Origin of the sequence: Pseudomonas qingdaonensis (genome assembly GCF_018398475.1) — a bacterium.
Classification (GTDB): Bacteria; Pseudomonadota; Gammaproteobacteria; order Pseudomonadales; family Pseudomonadaceae; genus Aquipseudomonas; species Aquipseudomonas palmensis.
On record NZ_CP074676.1, the window covers coordinates 5,769,531 to 5,794,990 of the forward strand.

Sequence of the window (25,460 nt, forward strand, 5' to 3'; positions counted from 1 at the left end):
GGAATTACACCAGTGGAAGCACTGCACCAGAAGATTCGCGAAGAAGGCATCGTGCTTTCCGATCAGGTTCTCAAAGTCGATGCGTTTCTCAACCATCAGATCGACCCTGCGCTGATGCAACTGATTGGCGACGAGTTCGCCCGTCTGTTCGCCGATGCGGGCGTGACCAAGATCGTCACCATCGAGGCCTCGGGGATTGCCCCGGCGGTGATGACCGGTTTGAAGCTGGGCGTGCCGGTGATCTTCGCCCGCAAGCACCAGTCGCTGACCCTGACCGAGAACCTGCTGGTGGCTTCGGTGTACTCGTTCACCAAGCAGACCGAGAACACCGTGGCGATTTCGCCGCGTCACCTCAACAGCAGCGACCGCGTGCTGGTGATCGACGACTTCCTGGCCAACGGCAAGGCGTCGCAGGCGCTGATCTCGATCATCAAGCAGGCCGGCGCAACCGTGGCCGGGCTGGGCATCGTGATCGAGAAGTCGTTCCAGGGCGGACGTGCCGAGCTGGACAGCCAGGGCTATCGCGTCGAGTCGCTGGCCCGGGTGAAGTCGCTGGACGGTGGTGTGGTCAGCTTTATCGAGTAAGGCTTACCGACCGCTTCGCCAGCAAGGCTGGCTCCTACAGGTGCTCCACCGCCTGCAGGAGCCGGCCTTGCCGGCGAAAGCGTTCTACGCGGTAGTTTGCAAAGCCGCCAGCAGCAACCGCTGGTACAGGTCCTCCTTCAGCCCGTCCGGCTCGCTCAGGCCCATGCGCCGCAGATGCTCGGGATACCGCTCCGGCCCCGGCGCATCCAGTGCCGCCTTGCCCAGCTCCAGCGCCTCGCTCAACTTGAACTTGCTCTTGAGCCAGTTCAGCGCGCGCAGCAGGTCCTTCTCTTCAGCGGTGAAATCGCTGCCCAGCGGATACTCGGCAAACAACCGCGCATGCCGCCCACGCAATGCCTCCAGCCGCTGCGGCGTGTTCTGCGTGAAGCGCGCATCCAGCTCGAAATCCTGCGCCAGCTTGCCGGCCTTTTTCGCCTGCTCCATCAGCCCGGGCTGAAACCGCGAATCGCTGATCGCCAGCAACCGCGCAATCACCTCGGCGTCGGTCTGCCCGCGCAGGTCGGCAATGCCGTATTCGGTCACCACGATATCGCGCAGATGCCGCGGGATGGTGCAGTGCCCGTAGGTCCACAGCAGGTTGGAACTGACCTCCCCGCCGGCTTCGCGCCAGCTGCGCAGCAGCAGGATGGAACGCCCGCCTTCCAGCGCGTGGGCCTGGGCGACGAAGTTGTACTGCCCGCCCACCCCGCTCAGTACGCGACCGTCCTCGAGCTGGTCGGCCACCCCCGCCCCCATCAGGGTCATGGTGAACACCGTGTTGATGAATCGTGCATCGCGGCGCTGTTCGCGCTTGAGGGCCTCGTCGCCGTACAGCTCGTTGATGAAGCTGATCGCGTGCATGGCAAAGGATTTGCGCTGCGCCAGCGGCATCTCGCGCAGGCGCTGGTAGAACGCCTGCGGCCCGAGGAAGAAACCGCCATGCACCAGCACCCCGTCGGCCACCGGCCGGCGCACCACGCCCGCCTCCGCCAGCGCGAGCAATCCGTTCACGAACATCTCGCTGCAGCCATACAGGCCCTGGGCAAACGGCGCAGTGCCGCCTTCACGCTCGATCAGCACCTGCCAGGGCGCCAGGTCGAGGTCGGCGAGCAGCGCCTGGTACTCCGGCGCATCCCCCTGGCGCGCCAGCAACGCGGCGGCCAGCGCATCGCCCATGGCGCCGATGCCGATCTGCAGGGTGCCGCCGTCGCGCACCAGGGTGCTGGCGTGCACGCCGATGAAGTGGTCCTGGGTGGTGACGGGCATGTTCGGCGTGGAGAACAGCCGAGTGGTTTCCGGGGCGTCGATCAACAGGTCGAAATCGTCCTGCGCCAGTTCGCTGTCGCCCGGCATGTAGGGCAGCTCGTCGTGCACGTGCCCCAGCATCAGGATGGTTTCACCGGCTGCACGCCGGCGCGCGATCATCGGCAGCAGGTCGAGGGTGATGTCGGGGTTGCAGCTCAGGCTCAGGTGCCCGGGGCGCTCGGGGTGGGCGGCAACGATCTGCGCCACCAGGTTCAGGCCCTTGGCATTGATGTCGCGGGCCGCATGACTGTAGTTGCTGCTGACGTAGTCCTGCTGGGCCATGTGGCTGTGCAGCATGCTGCCCGGCTGCATGAAGAACTGCTCGACGCGGATGTTGGCCGGCAACCGGTCGCGGCGCAGGTCCTGCAGGTAGTCGAGTTCGGGGTAGTCGGCGAACACGCGCTCCACGAAGGGTTCGAGAAAGCGCCGCTGCAGGCCGTCACCCAGGTCCGGGCGGCCCAGGCTCAGTGCGGTGTAGATGGTCAGTTGCCGCTCGGGCAGCTCACGCACCCGTGCATACAGCGCATTGACGAAGCGGTTGGGCTTGCCCAGGCCCAGTGGCAGGCCCATGTGGATGTGCGCCGGCAAACGCGCCAGCACTTCGTCCACGGCGATCTCGATCGAACAGCGGTGCGCCATCTCGGCCTCCTAGGCATCCGTGATTCCAGGGTTGGACCGAGCATGCCCCGCGTTTGCTGCAATGGCCAGCGTCAGAAACGACAAAGCCCGCACGTGGCGGGCCTTGTAGCTGCAGCGTCGGGCTTACTTGAGGCCGGACATCTTCTCGATGGCGGCCTTGAGGTCGTCATCCGAGCAGTCGGCACAGGTGCCTTTTGGCGGCATGGCGTTGATGCCGGTGATGGCCTTGGCCAGGATGCCGTCCAGGCCGCCCTGGTGGTCGGCGCGCTCTTTCCAGGCGGCGGTATCGCCGATCTTCGGTGCGCCCAGCAGACCGCTGCCATGGCACGCGTTGCAGTGCTTGGCGATGACTTCATCCGGGGTCTTGGCACCGCCACCGCCGGCAGTGGCGGCCACTTCCATGCCCTTGCATTCCTGCCCTTGTACACACACCTGACCGACCGGCTCCAGCCGCTTGGCGATGTCGTCATTGGTCACAGCCTGGGCGTTGACGGCCCATAGGGCTACTACGGCTGCTGGTACGGCCAGCATTGTCTTGATTAGATTCACGCGTACACCCTCATGGTGGCTAGTCACGCCCGCGGCCACGGTTTCGCAGGCCGCGCAAGTATAGCGGGAACCCCGCCTCACCGAAACAACCCTAAAGACCAAAGGGGTTTAGCCGCGACAATCCGCCGCGCATTGGCGACGCGCGTGGGCTCAGAAGTTGGCCGGGGTGGCGGCACTGATCAGCCGGGCCGGCTCATCGTAGGGATTGCGGAATCGATGCGGCTTGGTGCTCTCGAAATAGTAGCTGTCGCCCGCCTCGAGGATGAAGGTTTCAAGCCCCACCACCAGCTCCAGGCGCCCTTCGAGCAGAATGCCGGTCTCTTCGCCGTCGTGGGTGAGCATCTCTTCGCCGGTGTCGGCACCGGGCGGGTAGATCTCGTTTAGAAAGGCAATGGCGCGGCTGGCGTGGGCCTTGCCGACCAGCTTCATGGTGACTGCGCCGTCGGATATATCGATCAGTTCGTTGGCCTTGTACACGATCTGGGTCGGGTTCTCGGGCTGCAGCTCTTCGGAAAAGAACTCCACCATCGACATCGGAATACCGCCCAGCACCTTGCGCAGCGAGCTGATCGAAGGGCTCACGCTGTTCTTCTCGATCATCGAGATGGTGCTGTTGGTCACGCCCGCCCGCTTGGCCAGCTCGCGTTGAGACAGGCCTTTGAGCTTGCGAATGGCTTGCAGTCGTTCACCGACGTCCAAGGCCTGGGCCCTCCTAAACGAACACGTGGGGTCGAAATTGAACGGTATCATCGCAACAGCGTTCAGTATTTACAACACTTCGACCCGCAGCCCGTCCGCTTTGGCGCCTCAATTGCCGCTGTACACCATCGGCACCCGACGCAGGTTGCAGAAGATCTGATACGGGATGGTGCCCGCCTGGATCGCCACGTCGCTGGCCAGCACGTGCTTGCCCCACAACTCCACCGGGCTGCCCAGCCCGGCCTCGGGCACATCGGTGAGGTCGATGCACAGCATGTCCATCGACACGCGGCCAATCAACTGGCTGCGCTTGCCGGCCACCAGCACCGGGGTACCGGTGGGTGCCAGGCGCGGGTAGCCGTCGGCATAGCCCATGGCGACCACGCCCACGCGGGTGGGGCGCGGGCTGATGAATTTCGCACCGTAGCCCACCGGCTCGCCGGCCGGCAGTTCGCGCACGCAGATCACTTTGGATTCCAGGGTCATCACCGGCTGCAGGCGCTGAGCCTGGGCCTGCGGCACCTCGAAGGGCGTGGCGCCATACAGCATGATGCCCGGACGCACCCAGTCGCTGGGCACCTGCGGCCAGCCCAGCACGGCCGGCGAGTTGCGCAGGCTGACCTCGGCACTCAGGCCCTGGCGCGCGGCTTCGAACACCGCCACCTGCTCGCTGCTGGCCGTGCTGTCGAGTTCGTCGGCACGGGCGAAGTGGCTCATCAGCACGATGCGCGCCACCTTGCCGCTGGCCAGCAGACGCTGGTAGGCGCCGTGGTAGTCCTTGGGGTGCAGGCCGACGCGGTGCATGCCGGTGTCGAGCTTGAGCCACACGGTGATCGGGCGGGTCAGGCCGGCCTGTTCGATGGCTTCGAGCTGCCACAGCGAATGCACCACGCACCACAGGTCCTGCTCGGCAATCAGGGGCAGCTCGCTGGCTTCGAAAATGCCCTCGAGCAGCAGCACCGGGGCCTTGATGCCGGCAGCACGCAGCTCCAGCGCCTCTTCGATGCAAGCCACGGCGAACCCGTCGGTCTCGCCCTCCAGCGCCTGGGCGCAGCGCACCGCGCCGTGCCCGTAGGCGTCGGCCTTGATCACGGCCAGCGCCTTGGCGCCGGTCAGTTCGCGGGCGAGTTGATAGTTGTGGCGCAGCGCTTGAAGATCGATCAGGGCACGGGCGGGACGCATGACGGCAGCCTTCTGGCAGTCGGGTGAGTTGGGAAACGGATTACGGCAGGGCGGCGACGATCGAGATCTCGACCAGCATCTGCGGATTGCACAGCCGGGCCTGAACGGTGGCGCGGGCCGGGGCATTGCCTTTGGCCAGCCACTGGTCCCACACCGTGTTCATGGCCTGGAACTGGGTGTCGATGTCGTTGAGGTAGATGGTCGCCGACAGCACGCGGCTCTTGTCGGTACCGGCCAGGTCCAGCAGCCGCTCGATGTTGGCCAGCACCTCGCGGGTCTGCTGGCCGACGTCGCCGTTCAGGTCATTACCCACCTGGCCCGACAGGTAGACGGTGCCGTTGTGGGTAACGATCTGGCTCATGCGCTCATTGGTGAGCTGGCGCTGGATTGACATGCTTTGCAGTCTCCTGACTGTTGCTGTAGCGGGAAATGTCGAGGCCTTCGGCGCTGATCTGCGGCTTCTTGCGCGCCATCAGGTCGGCCAGCAGGCGACCCGAACCGCACGCCATGGTCCAGCCGAGGGTGCCGTGGCCGGTGTTCAGGAACAGGTTGCGAAACGCCGTGGCGCCCACGATCGGCGTGCCGTCGGGGGTGGTCGGGCGCAGGCCGGTCCAGAAGCTGGCCTGGCTCAGGTCGCCGCCGCGAGGATAAAGGTCGTTGACGATCATCTCCAGCGTTTCGCGCCGACGCGGGTTGAGCGACAGGTCGAAACCGGCGATCTCGGCCATGCCGCCGACGCGGATGCGGTTGTCGAAGCGGGTGATCGCGACCTTGTAGGTCTCGTCGAGAATCGTCGAGGTCGGGGCCATGGCCGGGTCGGTGATCGGCACGGTCAGCGAGTAGCCCTTGAGCGGGTACACCGGGGCCTTGATGCCCAGCGGCTTGAGCAGTTGCGGCGAGTAGCTGCCCAGGGCCAGCACGTAGCGATCGGCGGTTTCCAGCTTGCCGTCGATCCATACGCCGTTGACCCGGTCGCCCGCGTGATCGAGGCGCTCGATGTTCTGCCCGAAGCGGAATTCCACGCCCAGGTCGCGCGCCATTTCGGCCAGGCGCGTGGTGAACAGCTGGCAGTCGCCGGTCTGGTCGTTGGGCAGGCGCAGGGCACCGGCGAGGATGTCGGTGACATTGGCCAGGGCAGGCTCCACGCGGGCAATGCCGTCGCGGTCGAGCAGCTCGTAGGGCACACCGGACTGTTCCAGCACGGCGATATCCTTGGCCGCGTTGTCCAGTTGCGCCTGGGTGCGGAACAACTGGGTGGTGCCCAGGGTGCGGCCTTCGTAGGCAATGCCGGTTTCGGCACGCAGCTCGTCGAGGCAGTCGCGGCTGTACTCGGACAGGCGCACCATGCGCTCCTTGTTCACCGCATAGCGGTTGGCCGTGCAGTTGCGCAGCATCTGCGCCATCCACAGGTACTGGTCGATGTCGGCGGTGGCCTTGATGGCCAGCGGGGCGTGGCGCTCGAGCAGCCACTTGATGGCCTTGAGCGGCACACCGGGTGCAGCCCAGGGCGAGGCGTAACCCGGCGATACCTGGCCAGCGTTGGCGAAGCTGGTTTCCATGGCCACCGCCGGCTGGCGATCGACCACCACCACTTCAAACCCCTGACGAGCCAGATAGTAGGCACTGGCGGTCCCGATGACGCCGCTACCAAGTACCAGAACGCGCATGTTGTTATCCCTCGAGGCGGCGTACCGCACACATTTGTTGTTTAAGGCATGGATGGGCGCAGTATAGGAAGGTAGAGGCAGTGCTTTTCACTATATAAAAGCCTATATTTGGCGAGAATTCTCGGCAGGGTCGGCTTTTACGGAGGGGCATCCACTATGAGAACCCAGCATCAAAGCAAACGTGAACTGGACAAGATCGACCGCAACATCCTGCGCATCCTGCAGACCGACGGGCGCATCTCGTTCACCGAACTGGGCGAGAAGGTCGGCCTGTCGACCACCCCGTGCACCGAGCGGGTCCGGCGTCTGGAGCGCGAAGGCATCATCATGGGCTACAACGCCCGGCTCAACCCACAGCACCTCAAGGGCAGCCTGCTGGTGTTCGTCGAGATCAGCCTGGACTACAAGTCGGGGGACACTTTCGAAGAGTTTCGCCGCGCGGTGCTCAAGCTGCCCCACGTATTGGAATGCCACCTGGTATCGGGCGATTTCGACTACCTGGTGAAGGCGCGCATCTCGGAGATGGCCTCGTACCGCAAGCTGCTGGGCGACATCCTGCTCAAGCTGCCGCACGTGCGCGAATCCAAGAGCTACATCGTGATGGAAGAGGTGAAGGAAAGCCTCAACCTGCCGATTCCGGACTGAGCCTTACACCAGCACCTGGCGGGTGCTGGCGATGTACTGGTGCACCAGGCGCTCGGCCTGCGGGTCGATCATCTCGGCAGGGCCGCGACCATTGGGGCACGGCAGGCGCGGGGTGGTGCCGAACAGGCGGCAGATCAGCGGCCGCTCCTCGTACACGGTGCAGCCCTCGGGGCCCAGGTGCACACAGTTGAGCTCATCCAGCGCGGCCTGTTGCTCGGCCGCGCTCTTGCGTGGCAGGCGCGCCATTTCCTCGCTGGAGGTGGTCACCGGGCCGCAGCAATCGTGGCAGCCCGGCACGCAGGCGAACGACGGGATCTGCTCACGCAGGAAGCGGATCTTGTGACTGTTGCAACTCATGGCAGACTCGTGGCGGGAAAGGCTGAAGCGCCATTTTGCCCCACGGTTGCCTGCCGATCAAAGCACCGCCTATGCTGTGTCAAATTTTCCACACAGCCCTACCAGGATCCTTCAAACGTGCATACCACTTCCTACTACGCTGCCCACAGCGCCGGGCAACCGGCGTACCCGCCCCTGCAAGGCGAGCTGAACTGTGATGTGTGCGTGGTGGGCGGCGGCTTTTCGGGCCTCAATACCGCCATCGAACTGGCCGAACGCGGCCTGAGCGTGGTGCTGCTCGAAGCGCACAAGATCGGTTGGGGCGCCAGTGGACGCAATGGCGGGCAGCTGATTCGCGGGGTCGGACACGGCCTGGACCAGTTCACCCCGGTGATCGGCAGCGAGGGAGTGCGCAGCCTCAAACTGATGGGCCTGGAGGCAGTGGACATCGTGCGCCAGCGCATCGAACGCCATGCCATCGACTGCGACCTGACCTGGGGCTATTGCGACCTGGCCAACAAGCCACGGGAATTCGAGGGCTTCAGCGAAGAGATCGACGAGCTGCGCGGACTGGGCTACACCCATGAGCTGCGCCTGGTGCATCCCGACCAGATGCACACGGTGGTCGGCTCGCGTCGCTACGCCGGCGGCCTGGTGGACATGGGCTCGGGGCACCTGCACCCGCTGAACCTGGCGCTGGGCGAGGCCGAGGCCGCGCGCCAGCTGGGCGTGCAGGTGTTCGAGCATTCCCGTGTCACCCGCATCGAGCACGGCCCGCAGGTGCATGTGCACACCGCCAAGGGCTCGGTGCGGGCGAACACGCTGGTGCTGTGCTGCAATGCCTACATCAACGACCTGGACCGCGAGCTCAGTGGCAAGGTGCTGCCAGCCGGCAGCTACATCATCGCCACCGAACCGCTGAGCGAAGCCCTGGCCAACGAGTTGCTGCCGCAGAACATGGCGGTGTGCGACCAGCAGGTGACCGTGGACTACTATCGCCTCTCGGCCGACCGGCGCCTGCTGTTCGGTGGCGCCTGCCACTACTCGGGGCGCGATCCGCAGGACATCGGCGCCTACATGCGGCCCAAGATGCTCAAGGTGTTCCCGCAACTGGCCGACACCCGCATCGAATACCAGTGGGGCGGCATGATCGGCATCGGCGCCAACCGCCTGCCGCAGATCGGCCGCCTGCGCGACCGGCCCAACGTTTACTACGCCCAGGCCTATGCCGGCCACGGGCTCAACGCCACGCACCTGGCCGGGCGGCTGCTGGGCGAGGCGATCAGCGGCCAGCAGAGCGGGCGCTTCGACCTGTTCGCCCAGGTGCCGCACATCACCTTCCCTGGCGGCAAGCACCTGCGCTCGCCGCTGTTGGCGCTGGGCATGCTGTGGCACCGCCTCAAGGCACTGGCCTAGGGTCTCCAGAACGGCCTGAGACCTTCCTTCACGGCCTGTTCGCGGGTCAGGCCGATATCGCGCAGCTGCTCGGCATCGAGCTGCAGCAGCGCATGGCGTGAACGCCACCGCCGCATCATCACAGCCCAGCGACTCGGGCTGGCGGGCGCCTCATGTCGCGCCACCTCGCCTTTGGTGCACAGTGGCAGGCCTGCATCGCTCGCGCCGTTCATCGCTTCATTCCTCCAGGGTGGGTAACCGTGCAGCCATGATGCGCGGGTGCTGCAAGGCATTACAGATTCAACCGCCAGGTATTATTTCCATACAGATCTGTCGATAACGGCGCTGAATGCTGTATTTTTGCCCAATCTGTACCGGTTGCCAGCCGCTTGCCCGCCCAGGAGTACGCCATGACCCTCTACGTCAACCTCGCCGAGCTGATTGGCGCACGCATCGAGCAGGGCCTCTACCGCCCCGGCGACCGCCTGCCGTCGGTGCGGGCCCTGAGCGTCGAGCATGGCGTGAGCCTGAGTACCGTGCAGCAGGCGTATCGGGTGCTGGAAGACCACGGGCTGGCGGCGCCTAGGCCCAAGTCCGGCTATTTCGTGCCTGACCATCGCCCACTACCCGCCCTGCCCGACGTCAGCCGCCCGGCCCAGCGCCCTGTGGATATCTCGCAATGGGACCAGGTATTCGAGCTGGTGCGCAGCGTGCCGCGCAAGGACGTGGTGCAACTGGGCCGCGGCATGCCCGATGTCGGCAGCCCCACCCTCAAGCCGTTGCTGCGCAGCCTGGCGCAACTGAGCCGGCGCCAGGACATGCCCGGCCTGTACTACGACACCGTCGCCGGCACCGAAGCCCTGCGCGAGCAGGTGGCGCGGCTGATGCTCGATTCGGGCTGCAGCCTGAGCACGGCAGACCTGGTGATCACCACCGGCTGCCAGGAAGCCCTGTCGATCAGCGTGCGCGCGGTGTGCCAGCCGGGCGACATCGTCGCGGTCGAATCACCGAGCTTTCACGGCGCCATGCAGACCCTCAAGGGCCTGGGCATGAAAGCGTTGGAGATCCCCACCGACCCGCTCACCGGCATCAGCCTCGAAGCCCTGGAGCTGGCCCTGGAACAGTGGCCGATCAAGCTGATCCAGCTGACCCCCAGCTGCAACAATCCATTGGGCTACATCATGCCCGAGGCGCGCAAACGCGCCCTGCTGACCCTGGCCCAGCGCTTCGACGTGGCGATCCTGGAGGACGACGTGTATGGCGACCTGGCCTACACCTACCCGCGCCCACGCACCATCAAGTCGTTCGACGACGACGGCCGCGTGCTGCTGTGCAGCTCGTTCTCCAAGACCCTTGCACCCGGCCTGCGGGTGGGCTGGGTGGCGCCGGGGCGCTACCTGGAGCGGGTGATGCACATGAAGTACATCAGCACCGGCTACACCGCCACCCAGCCGCAGCTGGCGATTGCCGACTTCATCGAGGGCGGCCACTACCAGCCGCACCTGCGCCGTGTGCGCGGCCAGTACCAGCGCGCCCGCGATCAGATGATCGACTGGGTGAGCCGCTACTTCCCCGCCGGCACCCGCGCCAGCCGGCCCCAGGGCGGCTTCGTGCTGTGGGTGGAACTGCCGGAAAGTTTCGACACCTTGCGCCTGAACCGGGCTTTACTTGAGCAAGGTGTGCAGATTGCGGTGGGCAGCATCTTTTCGGCGTCGGGCAAGTTCCGCAACTGCCTGCGCATGAACTTTGCCGCCCGCGCCACTGCCGAAATCGAAGCGGCCGTGCGCAAGGTCGGCGAAACCGCCATTCGTCTACTGGCCGAGGATGAGCGCGGCGGGTAACGTTGCGCCGCCCCGCGTGGTCCAACCCCCAACTGCCTTCCTGCTCAAGGACATGCCCCTTTGACCAAACCCAGGGCCTTCGCGCTGTTACTGATGCTGGCGCTCACCCTTGCCGGGTGCGCTACCTCCAGCACGCCCCGTACCGTGACCCAGGCCCTGCCCGCCAGCGACTCGGCCTTTGGCCGTTCGGTGCAGCGCCAGGCCAGCGCTCATGAGGGGCGGTCCGGCTTTCGCCTGCTGCCCAACAGCACCGAGGCGTTCCACGCCCGCGCCGAGCTGATCCGTAACGCCCAGAGCAGCATCGACCTGCAGTACTACATCGTGCATGACGGGCTCAGCACCCGCGCGCTGGTGCACGAACTGCTGCAAGCTGCCGACCGTGGCGTGCGCGTGCGCATCCTGCTCGACGACACCACCAGCGACGGCCTGGACGAGGTCATCGCCACCCTGGCGGCGCACCCGAAGGTGCAGATTCGCGTGTTCAACCCGCTGCACCTGGGGCGCAGCACCGGCGTGACCCGTGCCCTGGGCAGGCTGTTCAACCTGTCGCTGCAGCACCGGCGCATGCACAACAAGCTGTGGCTGGTGGACAACAGCATGGCCATCGTCGGCGGGCGCAACCTGGGTGACGAATACTTCGACGCCGAGCCCAACCTGAACTTCACCGACATCGACATGCTGGGCGTGGGGCCGGTGGCCGAACAGCTGGGGCACAGCTTCGACCAGTACTGGAACAGCGCCCTGAGCCGACCGATTGGCGACTTCATGTTCAGCACCCCGAACGCCGACGACCTGCGTGTGAGCCGCGAGCGCCTGGAGGCTTCGCTGAGCGAGGCCAGGGTCAAGCGCAAGGCACTGTACGACCGCCTGATGGCCTACAAGACCCACCCGCGCCTGGATTCCTGGCGCAACGAGTTGATCTGGGCACACAACCAGGCGCTGTGGGATGCGCCAAGCAAGGTGCTGGCCCAGGCCGAGCCAGACCCGCGGTTGCTGCTGACCCAGCAGTTGGCGCCCGACCTGAACGACGTGCACCATGAGCTGATCCTGGTATCGGCCTACTTCGTCCCTGGCGAGACCGGCCTGCTGTACCTGACCAGCCATGCCGACGCCGGGGTGTCGGTGAGCCTGCTGACCAACTCGCTGGAGGCCACCGACGTGCCGGCGGTACACGGCGGCTATGCGCCGTACCGCAAGGCGCTGCTGGAACACGGGGTAAAACTGTACGAACTGCGCCGCCAGCCCGGCGACCCCAGCAGCGGGCGTATCCATCACTTCGGCAGTGCATCGGACTCGAGCCTGCACAGCAAGGCGATCGTGTTCGATCGGCAGAAGACCTTCATCGGCTCGTTCAACTTCGACCCGCGCTCGGTGCTGTGGAACACCGAGGTCGGCGTGCTGGTGGACAGCCCGCAACTAGCCGAGTACACCCGCGACCTGGCGCTGCAGGGCATGGCGCCGGCGCTGAGCTACGAGCCGCGGCTGGTCGACGGCAAGCTGGTGTGGGTGACCGAGGACAATGGGCAGTTGCACACGTTGACGACAGAGCCAGGCGGGCTGTGGCGACGATTCAATGCGTGGGTGAGCAAGGCGGTGGGGTTGGAGAGGATGTTGTAGGGTGAAGCTATGCGGCTTGTTCGCTGCGGTGATCGCTTGGGTTAGCTTGCCGATACCGTTGCGGTCGTAGGCAGAGCGATAGGTTTGCAACTTCTTGCGCAGTACTGTGCAAGAAGTTGCGCAGTTGGCTGCAGGCCACGTTGAGTATGGCCCGCAGCAATGTATGCACAGGTTTATCCACATTTTGGTGCGCAAGAAGTTGCGCAGCTGGGTAAAAGATGAAATCCCCTGAGAAGAGCGCTCCTCGAGGAGATTCAACCGGTACAAAGCGGCCCTAGGCCGTGGCAGGCTCGAAGGCATTCGGCCGCATCGCCAACAGCACCAGCCCGAACGCGCCCGCCGCCATCAGCAGCGGCAGTGCATGCCCGCTCACCCACTGGCTACCGGCCCCAGCAGCCAATGGCCCGATCAGGCAGCCGATGCCCCACAGCTGCGCCACGTGGGCGTTGGCGCGCACCAGCGCATCATCGCGATAGCGTTCGCCGATCAGGATCAGCGACAGGGTGAACAGGCCACCGGCACTGGCGCCGAACAGCACCCACAATGGCCAGATCGCCGGCGTGTGCATCAGCACCGGAATGGCCAGGCTCGACACCAGCAGGGTCATGGCGCAGCCGGTGAACAGCGTGCGGCGCGACATGTAGTCGGCCAGCGCCCCAATCGGCAGTTGCAGTACCGCATCGCCCACCACCACGGTACTGACCATGAACAGCGCCAGCTCGGTGGTGAAGCCCTGCTGCAGGCAGTACACCGGCAACAGGGTGAGGATCATCGCCTCGAACGCGGCGAACAGCGCAATGGCCCAGGCGATTACCGGCAAGCGCCGGCAGAAGCCCACCAGGTCACGCAGGCCCACACCACAGGCTTCAGCGCTGGGCGCCCCGCTGCGACCGATCAGCACCAGCGGTGCCACCACCAGCAACCCGGCCCCGATCCAGAAGCCCAGGTCATCCTCCGAACCCAGCACGCCCAGCAGCAGCGGCCCGGCCAGCTGGCTGAGGGCATAGCTGCTGCCATACAGCGCCACCAGGCGGCCACGCCATTGCTCGACCACCAGCTGGTTGATCCAGCTTTCGCCAAGGATGAACACGATGGTCAGGATCACCCCGATCAGCAGGCGCAACGCCAGCCACACCGGATAGCTGGGCAGCAGCGCCAGCAGGCCGATGGACAACGCACCGGCCAGCAGGCACAGGCGCATCAGCGTGGCGGTGCCGAAATACGCCGCCAGGCGGCTGGACAGGCTGGCGCCAACCAGCACGCCAATTGCCGGCATCGCCGCCATCACGCCAATGGCAAAGCTGCCATAGCCCCAGCTCTCCAGACGCAGCGATACCAACGGCATGCTCACGCCCAGGGCAAGGCCGACGCTCAGAACCGACGACAGCACGGCGAAGTAGGTAGCCCAACGCATGTGTACTTCCTCCCAGAATGATGGATCGCCACAAGCAACACAGCCGGGCCTGCGCTAACGCAGGGCCCGGCTGTGGCGCGGATCGCTCGGGGCGCGGCACCAGGCCGCACCCATGGCCTTACAGCTTGATCCAGGTGGCCTTGAGCTCGGTGTACTTGTCCAGTGCGTGCAGCGACTTGTCACGGCCGTTGCCCGACTGCTTGAAGCCACCGAACGGCGCAGTCATGTCGCCACCGTCGTACTGGTTGACCCACACGCTGCCGGCACGCAGGGCCTTGGCGGTCTTGTGCGCCTTGCTGATGTCGGCGGTCCATACACCTGCGGCCAGGCCGTAAGGGGTGTCGTTGGCGATCTGGATGGCTTCTTCGACGCTGTCGAAGGTGATCACCGACAGTACCGGGCCGAAGATCTCTTCCTTGGCGATGCGCATGGCGTTGCTCACGCCGTCGAAGATGGTCGGTTCGACATAGGTGCCGCCGGTTTCTTCGAGGATGCGCTTGCCGCCCACCAGCAGCTTGGCGCCATCGGTGTGGCCAGCCTCGATGTAGGACAGCACGGTGTTCATCTGCTGGGTGTCGACCAGGGCACCAACGGTGGTGGCCGGGTCCAGCGGGTTGCCAGGCTTCCAGGCCTTGAGGGCCTCCAGTACCAGCGGCAGGAACTTGTCCTTGATCGAGCGCTCGACCAGCAGACGCGAACCTGCGGTGCACACTTCGCCTTGGTTGAAGGCGATGGCACTGGCCGCGGCGGCGGCAGCGGCGTTCAGGTCCGGGGCATCGGCGAACACGATGTTCGGGCTCTTGCCGCCGGCTTCCAGCCACACGCGCTTCATGTTCGATTCGCCGGCGTAGATCATCAGCTGCTTGGCGATCTTGGTCGAGCCGGTGAACACCAGGGTATCGACGTCCATGTGCAGGGCCAGAGCCTTGCCGACGGTGTGGCCGTAGCCAGGCAGCACGTTCAGCACGCCGGCCGGGATACCGGCCTCGATGGCCAGCTGGGCGATGCGGATGGCGGTCAGCGGGGACTTCTCGGACGGCTTGAGCACCACCGAGTTACCGGTGGCCAGCGCCGGGCCGAGTTTCCAGCTGGCCATCAGCAGGGGGAAGTTCCACGGCACGATGGCCGCCACCACACCCACAGGCTCGCGGGTTACCAGGCCTAGCTGGTCGTGCGGGGTGGCCGCGACTTCGTCGTAGATCTTGTCGATGGCTTCGCCGTTCCAGCTCAGTGCCTGGGCAGCGCCCGGCACGTCGATGTTCAGCGAGTCGTTGATCGGCTTGCCCATGTCGAGGGTTTCGAGCAGGGCCAGCTCCTCGACGTTCTGCTTGAGCAGCGCGGCGAAACGGATCAGGGTAGCCTTGCGCTTGGCAGGGGCCAGGCGTGACCACACGCCGGACTCGAAGGTGGCGCGGGCGTTTTCCACGGCGCGCTGGGCGTCGGCCTCGTCGCAGCTGGCGACCTGCGCCAGAAGGCGTCCGTCAACCGGGCTCAGGCACTCGAACGTGGCGTTGGAAACGGCGGCGGTGTATTCACCATTGATGAAAGCACGGCCTTCGATCTTGAGTTGCTGGGCACGCTGTTCCCAGTCCGCACGAGTCAGGGTGGTCATACGAAACTCCTCCTGTTGTTGAAATGCAGCGCCGCACGAGGGGCCAGGGCGCTGTCAGAATACGGCCGGAGCGATTGTCGCTCTACGGCACTCGACACCCTAAACTCTGGCACCTGAATTATCAATATATTTGACAATACATGGCCAAATGCCTAGTGATGTGCACTTTATTTAACAATCAGGGGACCCAAACATGAATATCCAGCAGATTGTCGACTTCGCACAGGTACTGACCGAGGCCGAGCGCTACCGCCCGGCTGCCGAAAAAGTGCTCAAGGGCGACCCGGAGCAGGCGGTCTACAACCATTACGCCAGCCCTTGCGGGCAATTCGCCGCTGGCGTGTGGGAGGGAGCGCCCGGGCAATGGACCGTCAATTACACTGAACACGAATACTGCGAGATCGTGCACGGCGTATCGGTGCTGCGCGACGAAGAAGGCAACGCCAAGACCCTGCGCACCGGTGACCGCTTCGTGATCCCGGCCGGCTTCAAGGGCACCTGGGAGGTGCTGGAGACCTGCCGCAAGATCTACGTGGTGTTCGAGCCCAAGGCATAGACCATAGATAGATACCGCCGCGCCGGCCCTCCCTGGCGCGAGCATGGCGAGGTCCTTATCCGGACCCACCTGAACTCAAGGAGCCTCACCATGCAAAAGGATCAACCGGTCGTCTGCCCCATCGAAGCGTTGCAGCTGAGCAACGACGAAGTGCTCACCTGCATCGGCCGCCTGGTCGGCACCCGCTACGTGCCGACCGTGAAGGCCTACATCAGCGAACTGACCGGGCGCCAGCGCGTGGTCGGCATCGGCGAGATGTCGACCCGCGAAATGGACCCGCAACGCGTGAACATCAGCGGCAACGAGGCGGGCCTGATCAGCGGTTTCCATTTCGGCTGAACAGAAAATCGCCATAAAAAAAGGCCCGCATCGTGAGATGCGGGCCTTTTTTCGTAAGCCGGGATCAATTACTTGATCTTGGCTTCCTTGTAGATCACGTGCTTGCGAACAACCGGATCGAATTTTTTGATTTCGATTTTGTCCGGAGTGGTGCGCTTGTTCTTGTCGGTGGTGTAGAAGTGGCCGGTATTAGCGGTCGACACCAGACGGATCAATTCACGCATGATTTTCTCCCTTAGACCTTGGCGCCGTTACGGCGAATTTCGACCAGAACGGCATCGATGCCGCGCTTGTCGATGATACGCATGCCTTTGGCAGAAACGCGCAGACGCACGAAACGCTTCTCCGACTCGACCCAGAAGCGGTGATGCTGCAGGTTCGGCAGGAAACGACGACGGGTTTTGTTATTCGCGTGGGAAATGTTATTCCCGGTTACCGGACCCTTACCGGTAACTTGACAGACTCTCGACATGCCTCAGCCCTCTAAAACCACATGCCCAACCCGGCATGGGTTGGCCGCTTAATCTCTCAGTCTTTGGCGCCAGGCGCCGTGTTTCTTCAGGGTCTTATCGGCAAGATCTGCAGATGCGACAAACCGAGCCCCTAGAAAAGAGCGCTGCTTTATACCAGAAAGGCCGGGGTACAACAACATTTGATGTGATCGCACGATGCATGAATCAACCCAGGCCGCCCGGATGCAGGGCTTCCAGCGACAAAACCGCTCGTCGCAATATTCCTTGAAAAAGGAGTTGGCCATTTACGGCCTTGCGCACTAGGGTAGGAGTTTTCCAGACTGCACGGGCAGATGGGCCATTGATCAGCCAAGGAGTCACCATGCGTCGTGCCGCTTTACCCCTGTTGCTCGCAGCGCTGCTAAGCCCCGCACTGGCCCAGGCAGGCGCCTTGAGCGTATGTACCGAGGCCAGCCCCGAAGGCTTTGACGTGGTGCAGTATAACGCGCTGACCACCACCAATGCTTCTGCCGATGTGCTCATGAACCGGCTGGTGGAATTCGACGCCACCAGCGGCAAGGTGGTGCCGAGCCTGGCCGAAAGCTGGACGGTATCGGCCGACGGCCTGGTCTACGACTTCAAGCTGCGCCCGGGGGTAAAGTTTCACAGTACGCCGTACTTCAAGCCCAGCCGCGTGCTGAACGCCGACGACGTGCTGTTCAGCTTCCAGCGCATGCTCTACCCCGCCCACTCCTGGCACAAGATCACCCAGAGCGGCTACCCGCATGCCCAGTCGTTGCAGCTGCCTAGCCTGATCAAGCAGGTGGAGGCACCCGATCCGCTGAGCGTGCGCTTTACCCTCGACCATCCGGACGCGACCTTCCTCGCCACCCTGAGCATGGGCTTCGCCTCGATCTATTCGGCCGAATACGCCGACCAGTTGCTCAAGGCCGGCACCCCGGAGAAGCTCAACAGCCAGCCGATCGGCACCGGCCCGTTCGTGTTCCAGCGTTTCCAGAAGGACGCAGTGATCCGCTACCGCGCCAATGCCGACTATTTTGCCGGCAAGCCGAGCGTCGACCCGCTGATTTTCGCGATCACCCCCGACGCCAACGTGCGCCTGCAGAAACTGCGGCGCAACGAGTGCCAGATCGCCCTGTCGCCCAAGCCGCTGGACGTTGCGGCAGCCGCCGAAGACGCAAACCTGAAGGTCGAGAAGACCGAGGCGTTCATGACCGCGTTCGTCGCGATCAACAGCCAGCACCCGCCGCTGGACAAGGTCGAGGTACGGCAGGCGATCAACCTGGCGTTCGACAAGACCAGCTACCTCAAGGCCGTGTTCGAAGGCACCGCAGTCGCCGCTGAAGGCCCCCTGCCGCCCAACACCTGGAGCTACGCCAAGGACTTGCCGGGTTACCCGACCGACGCGACCAAAGCCAAGGCGCTGCTGGTCAAGGCCGGGTTGCCGGACGGCTTCAGCACCACAATCTGGACGCGCCCTTCGGGAAGCCTGCTCAACCCCAACCCGAGCCTGGGGGCACAACTGCTGCAGGCAGACCTGGCGAAGGTCGGCATCAAGGCCGAGATTCGCGTGATCGAATGGGGCGAGCTGATCCGCCGTGCCAAGGCCGGTGAGCACGATTTGCTGTTCATGGGCTGGGCCGGCGACAACGGCGACCCCGACAACTTCCTCAGCCCGCAGTTTGCCTGCCCGGCAGTCGAGTCGGGGACCAACTTCGCGCGGTACTGCGACAAGCGCCTGGACCAGTTGATCAGTGCCGGCAAGACCACCAACGACCAGAGCGTGCGCAGCCGCCTGTACCAGCAGGCCCAGGGGCTGATCCAGCAGCAGGCACTGTGGCTGCCACTGGCGCACCCCACGGCAGCGGTGCTGATGCGCAAGGATGTGGAGGGCTACACGGTCAGCCCGTTCGGCCGGCAGGACTTTGCCACGGTGAAGACCGCACGCTGAACGACTCGCGCCTGCAGGCTCCTGACAGCGTCCTCTGGTAGCCCGAAGGACACTGCAGCAGCCTGCAGCGCGTGTTCAGGCCGCCAGGTGACTCTCGCCATCGACTTACGATGGTTGCCCAGCGAACCGCACCGTACGGATAGCCGCATTGGATATTGAATACTGGATCGAAGCGGCTATCGCCGGCCTCACCGTGGCACTGATACTCGGCCCGGTGGTCTTCGGCGCACTGCTTCTCTACATTGCTACCCAGCGATTGGCCGAAGCACTCGAGCACCTTCACAACTCGCCGCTGGTTGACGCTCATCGGTACAGCCTCAACCTGGGCCTGCGCCAACGATTCAGGGCAGTGGGCGACATCGCCGGCCTGTTGGCCTACCCCGATTGCCCGGTCGAGTTCGGGGGCCTGAGCGCAGAGGACATCAAGCGATTCCCCGGCAACCTCAGAACGCTGCTGGTTCTTAGCCACCACCTCAGGCTGGCAATGCTGGCCGTTCTGGTGCTGCTGGCCCTTGCCCTGCAGGTGCTCAAAGCCGTTCAGCACCAGGGCGAGCCGACGGAGTTCGGGCTCGGCGGGTATTCACCCTATTGGCTGCCCCTTGCACTGCAACTGCCTTGCATCGCCGGCCTGGGGTGGGTCGCCACCCAGTACGCACAGGCTGGCATGCGCTACATGACCAGTGCATCCCGGTACCTTGCCAACTGCAAGGCGGTGGTGAACCGACAACGCCCGGTGATGTACAACACGGTGTTTGGCAGAATCGTGTTTACCGTATGCATCGCTGCGCTTCTGGCTCATGCGAAGCTCTTCATCAGAACAGGATCGCTGCAGGCCGCAGACGTGGAGTCCTTTCCAGCCACGATCAGAACCGAGCTTGTGGTGCGTCACTACCTGCTGCTGGCTTCGGTTGTCGGGCTGGCTGCGTCGTTTGTTGCAACAAAGCTGATCGACTAGTACCGCCCACGCACAGCAGCGTCAGGCAGCGAACAAGCCCCGCTCCACCATCGACAATGGCTCCCCATCGCCGATGATGATGTGATCCAGCACCCGCACCTCGATCAGGCCCAGGGCTTTCTGCAAGCGCAGGGTCAGATTGATATCTGCCTGGCTTGGCTCGGAAACACCTGACGGATGATTGTGACAAAGGATCAATGCTGCGGCATTTCTGGCCAACGCACGCTTGATGACTTCCCGAGGATAGACGTTGGCACTGCTGATGGACCCGCGGAACAACGCCTCGAACCCTAGAGGACGGTGCTTGTTGTCCAGGTACAGGCAGCCGAACACCTCGCTTTCTTCATGACGCAGCATCGATTTCAGGTAACGCCGGACCGCCCCCGGGCTCTGCAACGCCGGGTCGCGGATGATGGTTTCGGCCAAGTGCCGGCGCCCAATCTCCATCACCGCCTGCAGTTGCGCATACTTCGCCGGGCCTAGCCCCAGCTCACGCTGAAACGTCGGCTGATCGGCCTCCAGCAGTTGCCGCAAGCCGCCAAACTGCTGCAACAGGTGGCGCGCCAGGTCCACCGCGCTCTTGCCTGCCACACCGGTGCGCAGGAACACCGCCAGCAACTCGGCGTCCGACAGGCTCCCGGCCCCTCGCTCAAGCAACTTCTCCCGCGGGCGTTCCGCCGACGGCCAATCCCTGATACCCATAGCTGTCCCTCTGTCTGTGTGTGGCTGCTCCCCATTTCAGCCCTGTGCTATCGTAGCCCCCTCTTTTTACGCGACGATTCGGCCTGGGGAGGCGTCGTCGCCGCGTGCAAACACTGATCAAAGAAAGGCAAGCCTATGCAGCGGCTGTATCGGAAACGCATCGTTCTTGGCGTCGGCGGCGGCATTGCTGCCTACAAGAGCGCCGAGCTGGTTCGCCGACTCCTGGAGCACGGCGCGCAAGTACGCGTCGTCATGACCCACGGCGGGGCCGAATTCATCACCCCGCTGACCATGCAGGCCCTGTCCGGGCACCCCGTGCACATGGACCTGCTCGACCCTGCCGCCGAAGCGGCGATGGGCCATATCGAACTGGCCAAGTGGGCCGACCTGGTGCTGATCGCACCTGCCACCGCCGACCTGATCGCGCGCCTGGCGCAAGGCGTTGCCAACGATCTGCTGACCACCCTGGTACTGGCTACCGACGCCACCGTGGCGTTGGCACCGGCCATGAACCAGGCCATGTGGCGCGACCCGGCCACCCAGGCCAACTTGCAGCTGCTGCAAAGCCGCGACATCCAGGTGTTCGGCCCGGCCTCCGGCAGCCAGGCCTGTGGCGACGTGGGCCTTGGCCGCATGCTCGAAGCCACCGACCTGGCCTGGTGCGCCGCCGAAACCTTCAAGCGCCAGTCGCTGACCGGCAAGCACGTGCTGATTACCGCAGGCCCGACCCAGGAAAACATCGACCCGGTGCGCTACATCACCAATCATAGCTCGGGGAAGATGGGCTTTGCCCTGGCCGAAGCGGCGGTGGAAGCCGGTGCTCGGGTAACCCTGGTGACAGGGCCGGTGCACCTGCCCACACCCGACCGGGTGACCCGTATCGACGTGGTGAGCGCGCGGGACATGCTCGCCGCGTGCGAAGCGGCGATCCCGTGCGATGTGTTCATCGCATCGGCTGCGGTTGCGGACTACCGCCCCGAAGTCGTCGCCCCGCAAAAGCTCAAGAAAGACCCTACGACAGGTGACGGCCTGCTGCTGCAGATGGTGCGCAACCCGGACATTCTGGCCACCATCGCCACCCGCCCCGACCGCCCGTTCAGCGTCGGCTTTGCCGCCGAGACCGAACACCTGCTCGATTACGCCGCGCGCAAGCTCAAGGACAAGAACCTCGACCTGATCGTCGCCAATGACGTGGCCAACCCCAGCATCGGCTTCAACAGCGAGGAGAACGCCTGCAGCGTGATCGATCGCCAACTTCAAGCAACACTCTTTGCACAGACCAGCAAGGGCAAGATCGCCCGTCAGCTGGTAGCCTTCATCGCCGAACGTCTCAACCAGGTTTAACTCTGCATGCACGCCTTACAAGCCAAGATTCTCGATCCGCGCCTTGGCAGCGAATTCCCGCTGCCGCAATACGCCACTCCCGGTTCTGCCGGCCTCGACCTGCGCGCCATGCTCAAGGAAGAGACCGTCCTGGAGCCGGGCCAGACCATACTGATCCCTACCGGCCTGTCGATCTACGTCGGCGACCCGGGCCTGGCCGCGCTGATCCTTCCGCGCTCGGGCCTGGGCCACAAGCACGGCATCGTGCTGGGCAATCTGGTCGGCCTGATCGATTCGGACTACCAGGGCGAGCTGATGGTGTCGTGCTGGAACCGCGGCCAGACCCCTTTCACCATCGCCATCGGCGAGCGCATTGCGCAACTGGTGCTGGTACCGGTGGTACAGGCGCACTTCGACATCGTCGAAACCTTCGACGAAACTCAGCGTGGCGCTGGCGGCTTCGGCCATTCGGGCAGCCATTGAATAACGCGCGAGCCCTGCTGCCAGGCCTGTATTGGGGCCTGGCCGGCATGCTCGTCGCCGGGCTCGCGGTGTGGCTGACGCTGGTAATCCCTCTGCAACGCGAGCAACGTAACCTGCAGACGTATTTTCCGGCCTTTGGGCTGGTCATTGCGCTCGATCAGCAGATCGCCCGTCTGGTGTCCGAGGTCGACACCGTGGCCCGCCATCCGGCCCTGCTTGCCGCCGCCAAGGCGGCTGACGCCCGCCAGGCGCGCCAGGTGCTGGACGACTTCAGCTACCTCGAAGGGTTGGTCAGCAGTCGGTTGCTCACGCCCGGCCAGGCCAGGCGCGAGAGCCTCCACGACCGCTCACTCAGCCCGCCATTGCTGGACATGATCGGGCGAGCCGAACGCGGGGTACCACCGAACCTGGAGGCCCACCCGACCAACGGGCAACTGCATATCCACAGTGTCACGCCCATTCGAGGCAGTGCGACAGGCCCGGTGCAGGCTGTGCTGCTCATGACTTTCGAGCTGCAACGTGTAAGTGCTGCTCTGAAAATAGACATGCCGGAAATCGGCAAGGCCAGCCTCGTGCAAGGCGTGTTCGACGACCCTCAGGCCGTACTGGCCAGCGCAGGCGAAAGTGATAGCCCGGCAATAACCCCGATAGGGACCTTCAACGATGCATGGAGCCTGCACTTTCAGCCCGGGTCGATCTTTCAGAGGTGATCGACGGATGAATCGCCCGGCTCAAGAACTCTATGTCGAAAATGCCGTCAAAGCCGGACATCTTTAGCCGCGCGGCGCGCCGGGTGCCTGCAGCGCATGCCGACCGTCGACCCAACATAGCCCCTTCCAATTGGAGTTTCCCCAGGTGAGCAACATGGAACGCATGACCCCGAACCTCCCCGCCAGCATCTTCCGCGCCTACGATATCCGAGGTGTGGTCGGCGAAGGCCTCACCGCCGAAACCGCCTACTGGATCGGCCGCGCCATCGGTGCACAGAGCCTGGCCCAGGGCGAGCCGCATGTATCGGTTGGCCGCGACGGTCGCCTGTCCGGCCCGATGCTGGTCGAGCAACTGATCAAGGGCCTGGTCGAGGCCGGCTGCAAGGTCAGCGACGTCGGCCTGGTACCCACGCCCGCCCTGTACTACGCCGCCAACGTGCTGGCCGGCAAGTCCGGGGTGATGCTCACCGGCAGCCACAACCCGCCGAACTACAACGGCTTCAAGATCGTCATCGCCGGCGACACCCTGGCCAATGAGCAGATCCAGGCCCTCCTGATCCGCCTGCAGACCAACGACCTCACCCGCGGCGAAGGCAGCGTCGAGAAGGTCGAGATCCTGGACCGCTACTTCACCCAGATCACCGGCGACATCAAGCTGGCGAAGAAGCTCAAGGTGGTGGTGGACTGCGGCAACGGCGCCGCCGGGGTGATCGCCCCGCAGCTGATCGAGGCGCTGGGCTGCGAGATGATCCCGCTGTTCTGCGAGGTCGACGGCAACTTCCCCAACCACCACCCCGACCCGGGCAAGCCGGAAAACCTGGTGGACCTGATCGCCAAGGTCAAGGAAAGCGGCGCCGACCTGGGCCTGGCCTTCGACGGTGACGGCGACCGTGTCGGCGTAGTGACCAACACCGGCAACATCGTCTACCCCGATCGCCTGCTGATGCTGTTCGCCCAGGACGTGCTGGCGCGCAACCCGGGCGCCGAGATCATCTTCGACGTCAAATGCACCCGCCGCCTGACCCCGCTGATCGAACAGTACGGCGGCCGCGCGCTGATGTGGAAGACAGGTCATTCGTTGATCAAGAAGAAGATGAAGCAGACTGGCGCCCTGCTGGCCGGCGAGATGAGCGGGCACATCTTCATCAAGGAGCGCTGGTACGGTTTCGACGACGGCATCTACAGCGCCGCGCGCCTGCTGGAGATTCTGAGCAAGGCCGATAGCGATGCCGAAACGCTGTTCGCGGCGTTCCCGAACGATATTTGTACCCCTGAAATCAACATTGATGTGACGGACGAGGGTAAATTCAGCATCATTGAGGCACTGCAACGCGACGCCGACTGGGGCCAAGACGCCAACCTGACCACCATCGATGGTGTACGGGTCGACTACCCCAACGGCTGGGGCCTGGTTCGCGCCTCCAACACCACGCCGGTGCTGGTACTGCGCTTCGAGGCCGACAGCGAAGCCGAGCTGCAGCGAATCAAGGACGTGTTCCTTGCCCAGCTCAAGCGCGCAGCCCCTGATCTGCAACCAACGTTCTGACCGACCCCTTGTTCCAACTGGAGCCCTGCATGACCCTTGATCGTGATGCCGCCACCCATGTCGCCCAGGTACTGTCCGAAGCGCTGCCCTACATCCGCCGCTTTGTCGGCAAGACGCTGGTGATCAAGTACGGCGGCAACGCGATGGAGAGCGAAGAGCTCAAGACCGGCTTCGCCCGCGACGTGGTGCTGATGAAGGCAGTCGGCATCAACCCGGTGGTGGTGCACGGCGGCGGCCCGCAGATCGGCGACCTGCTCAAGCGCCTGTCCATCGAAAGCCGGTTTGTCGATGGCATGCGCGTCACTGATGCGCAGACCATGGACGTGGTGGAGATGGTGCTCGGCGGCCAGGTGAACAAGGACATCGTCAACCTGATCAACCGTCATGGCGGCAGCGCCATCGGTCTGACCGGCAAGGACGCCGAGCTGATTCGCGCCAGGAAGCTCACCGTCACCCGCCAGACGCCAGAGATGACCAGCCCTGAAATCATCGACATCGGTCATGTGGGCGAAGTGGTCGGGGTGAACACCGACCTGCTGAACATGCTGGTCAAGGGCGACTTCATCCCGGTGATCGCGCCAATCGGCGTGGGCGCCAACGGCGAGTCGTACAACATCAACGCCGACCTGGTGGCAGGCAAGGTGGCCGAAGCGCTCAAGGCCGAGAAGCTGATGCTGCTGACCAACATCGCCGGCCTGATGGACAAGCAGGGCACCGTGCTCACCGGCCTGACCACCGAGCAGGTTGACGAACTGATCGCGGACGGCACCATCTACGGCGGCATGCTGCCCAAGATCCGTTGCGCACTGGAAGCAGTACAGGGCGGCGTGCACAGCTCGCACATCATCGACGGCCGCGTGCCGAATGCGGTGCTGCTGGAGATCTTCACCGACAGCGGCGTGGGTACCCTGATTACCAATCACGAACCGCGCTGAG

26 protein-coding genes and 1 pseudogene are annotated in these 25,460 nt (G+C 64.4%); 14 read left to right on the plus strand and 13 right to left on the minus strand.

What is annotated here, in order from left to right; all coding sequences use genetic code 11:
* Positions 1-12: 12 nt before the first annotated feature.
* Positions 13-585, plus strand: coding sequence for a xanthine phosphoribosyltransferase (locus tag KH389_RS26410; protein WP_043863335.1), 573 nt, complete (start codon positions 13-15; stop codon positions 583-585).
* An 84-nt stretch (positions 586-669) separates the two neighbouring features.
* Here the strand turns inward: KH389_RS26410 and KH389_RS26415 are convergent, their stop codons facing one another.
* From KH389_RS26415 to dadA, 6 genes are all read right to left on the minus strand, one after another.
* Positions 670-2,529, minus strand: a complete 1,860-nt coding sequence (locus KH389_RS26415; protein WP_123753385.1) for an acetyl-CoA hydrolase/transferase C-terminal domain-containing protein — start codon at positions 2,527-2,529, stop codon at positions 670-672.
* A 123-nt stretch (positions 2,530-2,652) separates the two neighbouring features.
* Positions 2,653-3,060 carry a c-type cytochrome gene (locus KH389_RS26420; RefSeq protein WP_043863333.1) on the minus strand — a complete coding sequence of 136 codons (408 nt, stop codon included), beginning with the start codon at positions 3,058-3,060 and terminating at the stop codon, positions 2,653-2,655.
* 168 nt (positions 3,061-3,228) lie between these two features.
* Entirely contained in the window at positions 3,229-3,777 is a 549-nt protein-coding gene (locus KH389_RS26425; RefSeq protein ID WP_043863332.1) for a cupin domain-containing protein, read from the minus strand.
* A gap of 108 nt (positions 3,778-3,885) precedes the next feature.
* A complete protein-coding gene (gene alr / locus KH389_RS26430) occupies positions 3,886-4,959 on the minus strand; it encodes an alanine racemase (protein ID WP_213606569.1) in 1,074 nt (357 codons plus the stop codon).
* Between the two features lie 40 nt (positions 4,960-4,999).
* Complete coding sequence (locus tag KH389_RS26435; protein ID WP_123753384.1) at positions 5,000-5,353, minus strand: RidA family protein; 354 nt, start codon at positions 5,351-5,353, stop codon at positions 5,000-5,002.
* Complete coding sequence (gene dadA, locus KH389_RS26440; RefSeq protein WP_043863329.1) at positions 5,325-6,626, minus strand: D-amino acid dehydrogenase; 1,302 nt, start codon at positions 6,624-6,626, stop codon at positions 5,325-5,327. Before dadA ends, KH389_RS26435 begins: the two co-directional genes overlap by 29 nt.
* A 156-nt stretch (positions 6,627-6,782) precedes the next feature.
* Here dadA and dadR point away from each other — a divergent pair, with 156 nt between their 5' ends.
* The gene (dadR, locus tag KH389_RS26445; RefSeq protein WP_042121505.1) at positions 6,783-7,271 is read left to right on the plus strand and encodes a transcriptional regulator DadR; all 489 of its coding nucleotides are present in this window, start codon (positions 6,783-6,785) and stop codon (positions 7,269-7,271) included.
* 3 nt (positions 7,272-7,274) lie between these two features.
* On the opposite strand, the gene KH389_RS26450 is transcribed toward dadR, so the two are convergent.
* Positions 7,275-7,628: a YkgJ family cysteine cluster protein gene (locus KH389_RS26450; protein ID WP_043863328.1), complete on the minus strand. Its 354-nt coding sequence runs from the start codon at positions 7,626-7,628 to the stop codon at positions 7,275-7,277.
* 117 nt (positions 7,629-7,745) lie between these two features.
* Here KH389_RS26450 and KH389_RS26455 point away from each other — a divergent pair, with 117 nt between their 5' ends.
* Positions 7,746-9,023, plus strand: coding sequence for an NAD(P)/FAD-dependent oxidoreductase (locus KH389_RS26455; protein WP_213606570.1), 1,278 nt, complete (start codon positions 7,746-7,748; stop codon positions 9,021-9,023).
* Here the strand turns inward: KH389_RS26455 and KH389_RS26460 are convergent.
* Positions 9,020-9,235 (minus strand): DUF1127 domain-containing protein, encoded by a 216-nt coding sequence (locus KH389_RS26460; RefSeq protein WP_078480636.1) that lies wholly within the window; start codon positions 9,233-9,235, stop codon positions 9,020-9,022. The two genes, KH389_RS26455 and KH389_RS26460, sit on opposite strands and share 4 nt — an antisense overlap.
* A 177-nt stretch (positions 9,236-9,412) precedes the next feature.
* Between KH389_RS26460 and KH389_RS26465 the strand changes: the two genes are divergently transcribed.
* Complete coding sequence (locus tag KH389_RS26465) at positions 9,413-10,843, plus strand: aminotransferase-like domain-containing protein (RefSeq protein WP_043863325.1); 1,431 nt, start codon at positions 9,413-9,415, stop codon at positions 10,841-10,843.
* Between the two features lie 93 nt (positions 10,844-10,936).
* Positions 10,937-12,460, plus strand: a complete 1,524-nt coding sequence (locus KH389_RS26470) for a phospholipase D family protein (RefSeq protein ID WP_058541849.1) — start codon at positions 10,937-10,939, stop codon at positions 12,458-12,460.
* Positions 12,461-12,734: 274 nt separating this feature from the next.
* Here KH389_RS26470 and KH389_RS26475 read toward each other — a convergent pair whose 3' ends face one another.
* Both KH389_RS26475 and KH389_RS26480 read right to left on the minus strand, forming a co-directional pair.
* Positions 12,735-13,874, minus strand: a complete 1,140-nt coding sequence (locus KH389_RS26475) for an MFS transporter (protein WP_043859849.1) — start codon at positions 13,872-13,874, stop codon at positions 12,735-12,737.
* Between the two features lie 118 nt (positions 13,875-13,992).
* Positions 13,993-15,486 (minus strand): aldehyde dehydrogenase, encoded by a 1,494-nt coding sequence (locus KH389_RS26480; protein ID WP_043859850.1) that lies wholly within the window; start codon positions 15,484-15,486, stop codon positions 13,993-13,995.
* Between the two features lie 193 nt (positions 15,487-15,679).
* On the opposite strand from KH389_RS26480, the gene KH389_RS26485 reads away from it, so the two are divergent.
* Positions 15,680-16,042, plus strand: a complete 363-nt coding sequence (locus tag KH389_RS26485) for a cupin domain-containing protein (RefSeq protein WP_213606571.1) — start codon at positions 15,680-15,682, stop codon at positions 16,040-16,042.
* A 90-nt stretch (positions 16,043-16,132) separates the two neighbouring features.
* The gene (locus KH389_RS26490) at positions 16,133-16,381 is read left to right on the plus strand and encodes a hypothetical protein (protein WP_370409248.1); all 249 of its coding nucleotides are present in this window, start codon (positions 16,133-16,135) and stop codon (positions 16,379-16,381) included.
* 68 nt (positions 16,382-16,449) lie between these two features.
* On the opposite strand, the gene rpmG is transcribed toward KH389_RS26490, so the two are convergent.
* Together rpmG and rpmB are read right to left on the minus strand one after the other, a co-directional pair.
* Positions 16,450-16,605, minus strand: coding sequence for a 50S ribosomal protein L33 (rpmG, locus tag KH389_RS26495; protein ID WP_010225867.1), 156 nt, complete (start codon positions 16,603-16,605; stop codon positions 16,450-16,452).
* Between the two features lie 11 nt (positions 16,606-16,616).
* Positions 16,617-16,853, minus strand: a complete 237-nt coding sequence (gene rpmB, locus KH389_RS26500; RefSeq protein ID WP_043859852.1) for a 50S ribosomal protein L28 — start codon at positions 16,851-16,853, stop codon at positions 16,617-16,619.
* 362 nt (positions 16,854-17,215) lie between these two features.
* Here rpmB and KH389_RS26505 point away from each other — a divergent pair, with 362 nt between their 5' ends.
* Positions 17,216-18,805, plus strand: coding sequence for an ABC transporter substrate-binding protein (locus KH389_RS26505; protein WP_054916672.1), 1,590 nt, complete (start codon positions 17,216-17,218; stop codon positions 18,803-18,805).
* Between the two features lie 148 nt (positions 18,806-18,953).
* On the plus strand, positions 18,954-19,760 hold the full coding sequence (locus tag KH389_RS26510) for a hypothetical protein (RefSeq protein ID WP_054916673.1): 807 nt from the start codon (positions 18,954-18,956) through the stop codon (positions 19,758-19,760).
* A 21-nt stretch (positions 19,761-19,781) separates the two neighbouring features.
* Here the strand turns inward: KH389_RS26510 and radC are convergent, their stop codons facing one another.
* Positions 19,782-20,462 carry a RadC family protein gene (gene radC / locus KH389_RS26515; RefSeq protein WP_043859855.1) on the minus strand — a complete coding sequence of 227 codons (681 nt, stop codon included), beginning with the start codon at positions 20,460-20,462 and terminating at the stop codon, positions 19,782-19,784.
* 135 nt (positions 20,463-20,597) lie between these two features.
* Between radC and coaBC the strand changes: the two genes are divergently transcribed.
* The 5 genes and pseudogenes from coaBC (at position 20,598) to argB (ending at position 25,459) form a co-directional block, all read left to right on the plus strand.
* Positions 20,598-21,806 carry a bifunctional phosphopantothenoylcysteine decarboxylase/phosphopantothenate--cysteine ligase CoaBC gene (gene coaBC / locus KH389_RS26520; RefSeq protein ID WP_058541939.1) on the plus strand — a complete coding sequence of 403 codons (1,209 nt, stop codon included), beginning with the start codon at positions 20,598-20,600 and terminating at the stop codon, positions 21,804-21,806.
* Positions 21,807-21,812: 6 nt separating this feature from the next.
* Positions 21,813-22,268 carry a dUTP diphosphatase gene (gene dut / locus KH389_RS26525; protein ID WP_043859857.1) on the plus strand — a complete coding sequence of 152 codons (456 nt, stop codon included), beginning with the start codon at positions 21,813-21,815 and terminating at the stop codon, positions 22,266-22,268.
* Positions 22,265-22,978 (plus strand): hypothetical protein, encoded by a 714-nt coding sequence (locus tag KH389_RS26530; RefSeq protein ID WP_058541940.1) that lies wholly within the window; start codon positions 22,265-22,267, stop codon positions 22,976-22,978. The genes dut and KH389_RS26530 overlap by 4 nt, the downstream gene beginning before the upstream one ends.
* Before the next feature lie 169 nt (positions 22,979-23,147).
* Positions 23,148-24,524: pseudogene (locus KH389_RS26535) on the plus strand (phosphomannomutase/phosphoglucomutase); the annotation flags it as partial.
* 29 nt (positions 24,525-24,553) lie between these two features.
* A complete protein-coding gene (argB, locus tag KH389_RS26540) occupies positions 24,554-25,459 on the plus strand; it encodes an acetylglutamate kinase (protein WP_043859860.1) in 906 nt (301 codons plus the stop codon).
* The last annotated feature ends 1 nt before the right edge of the window (position 25,460 follow it).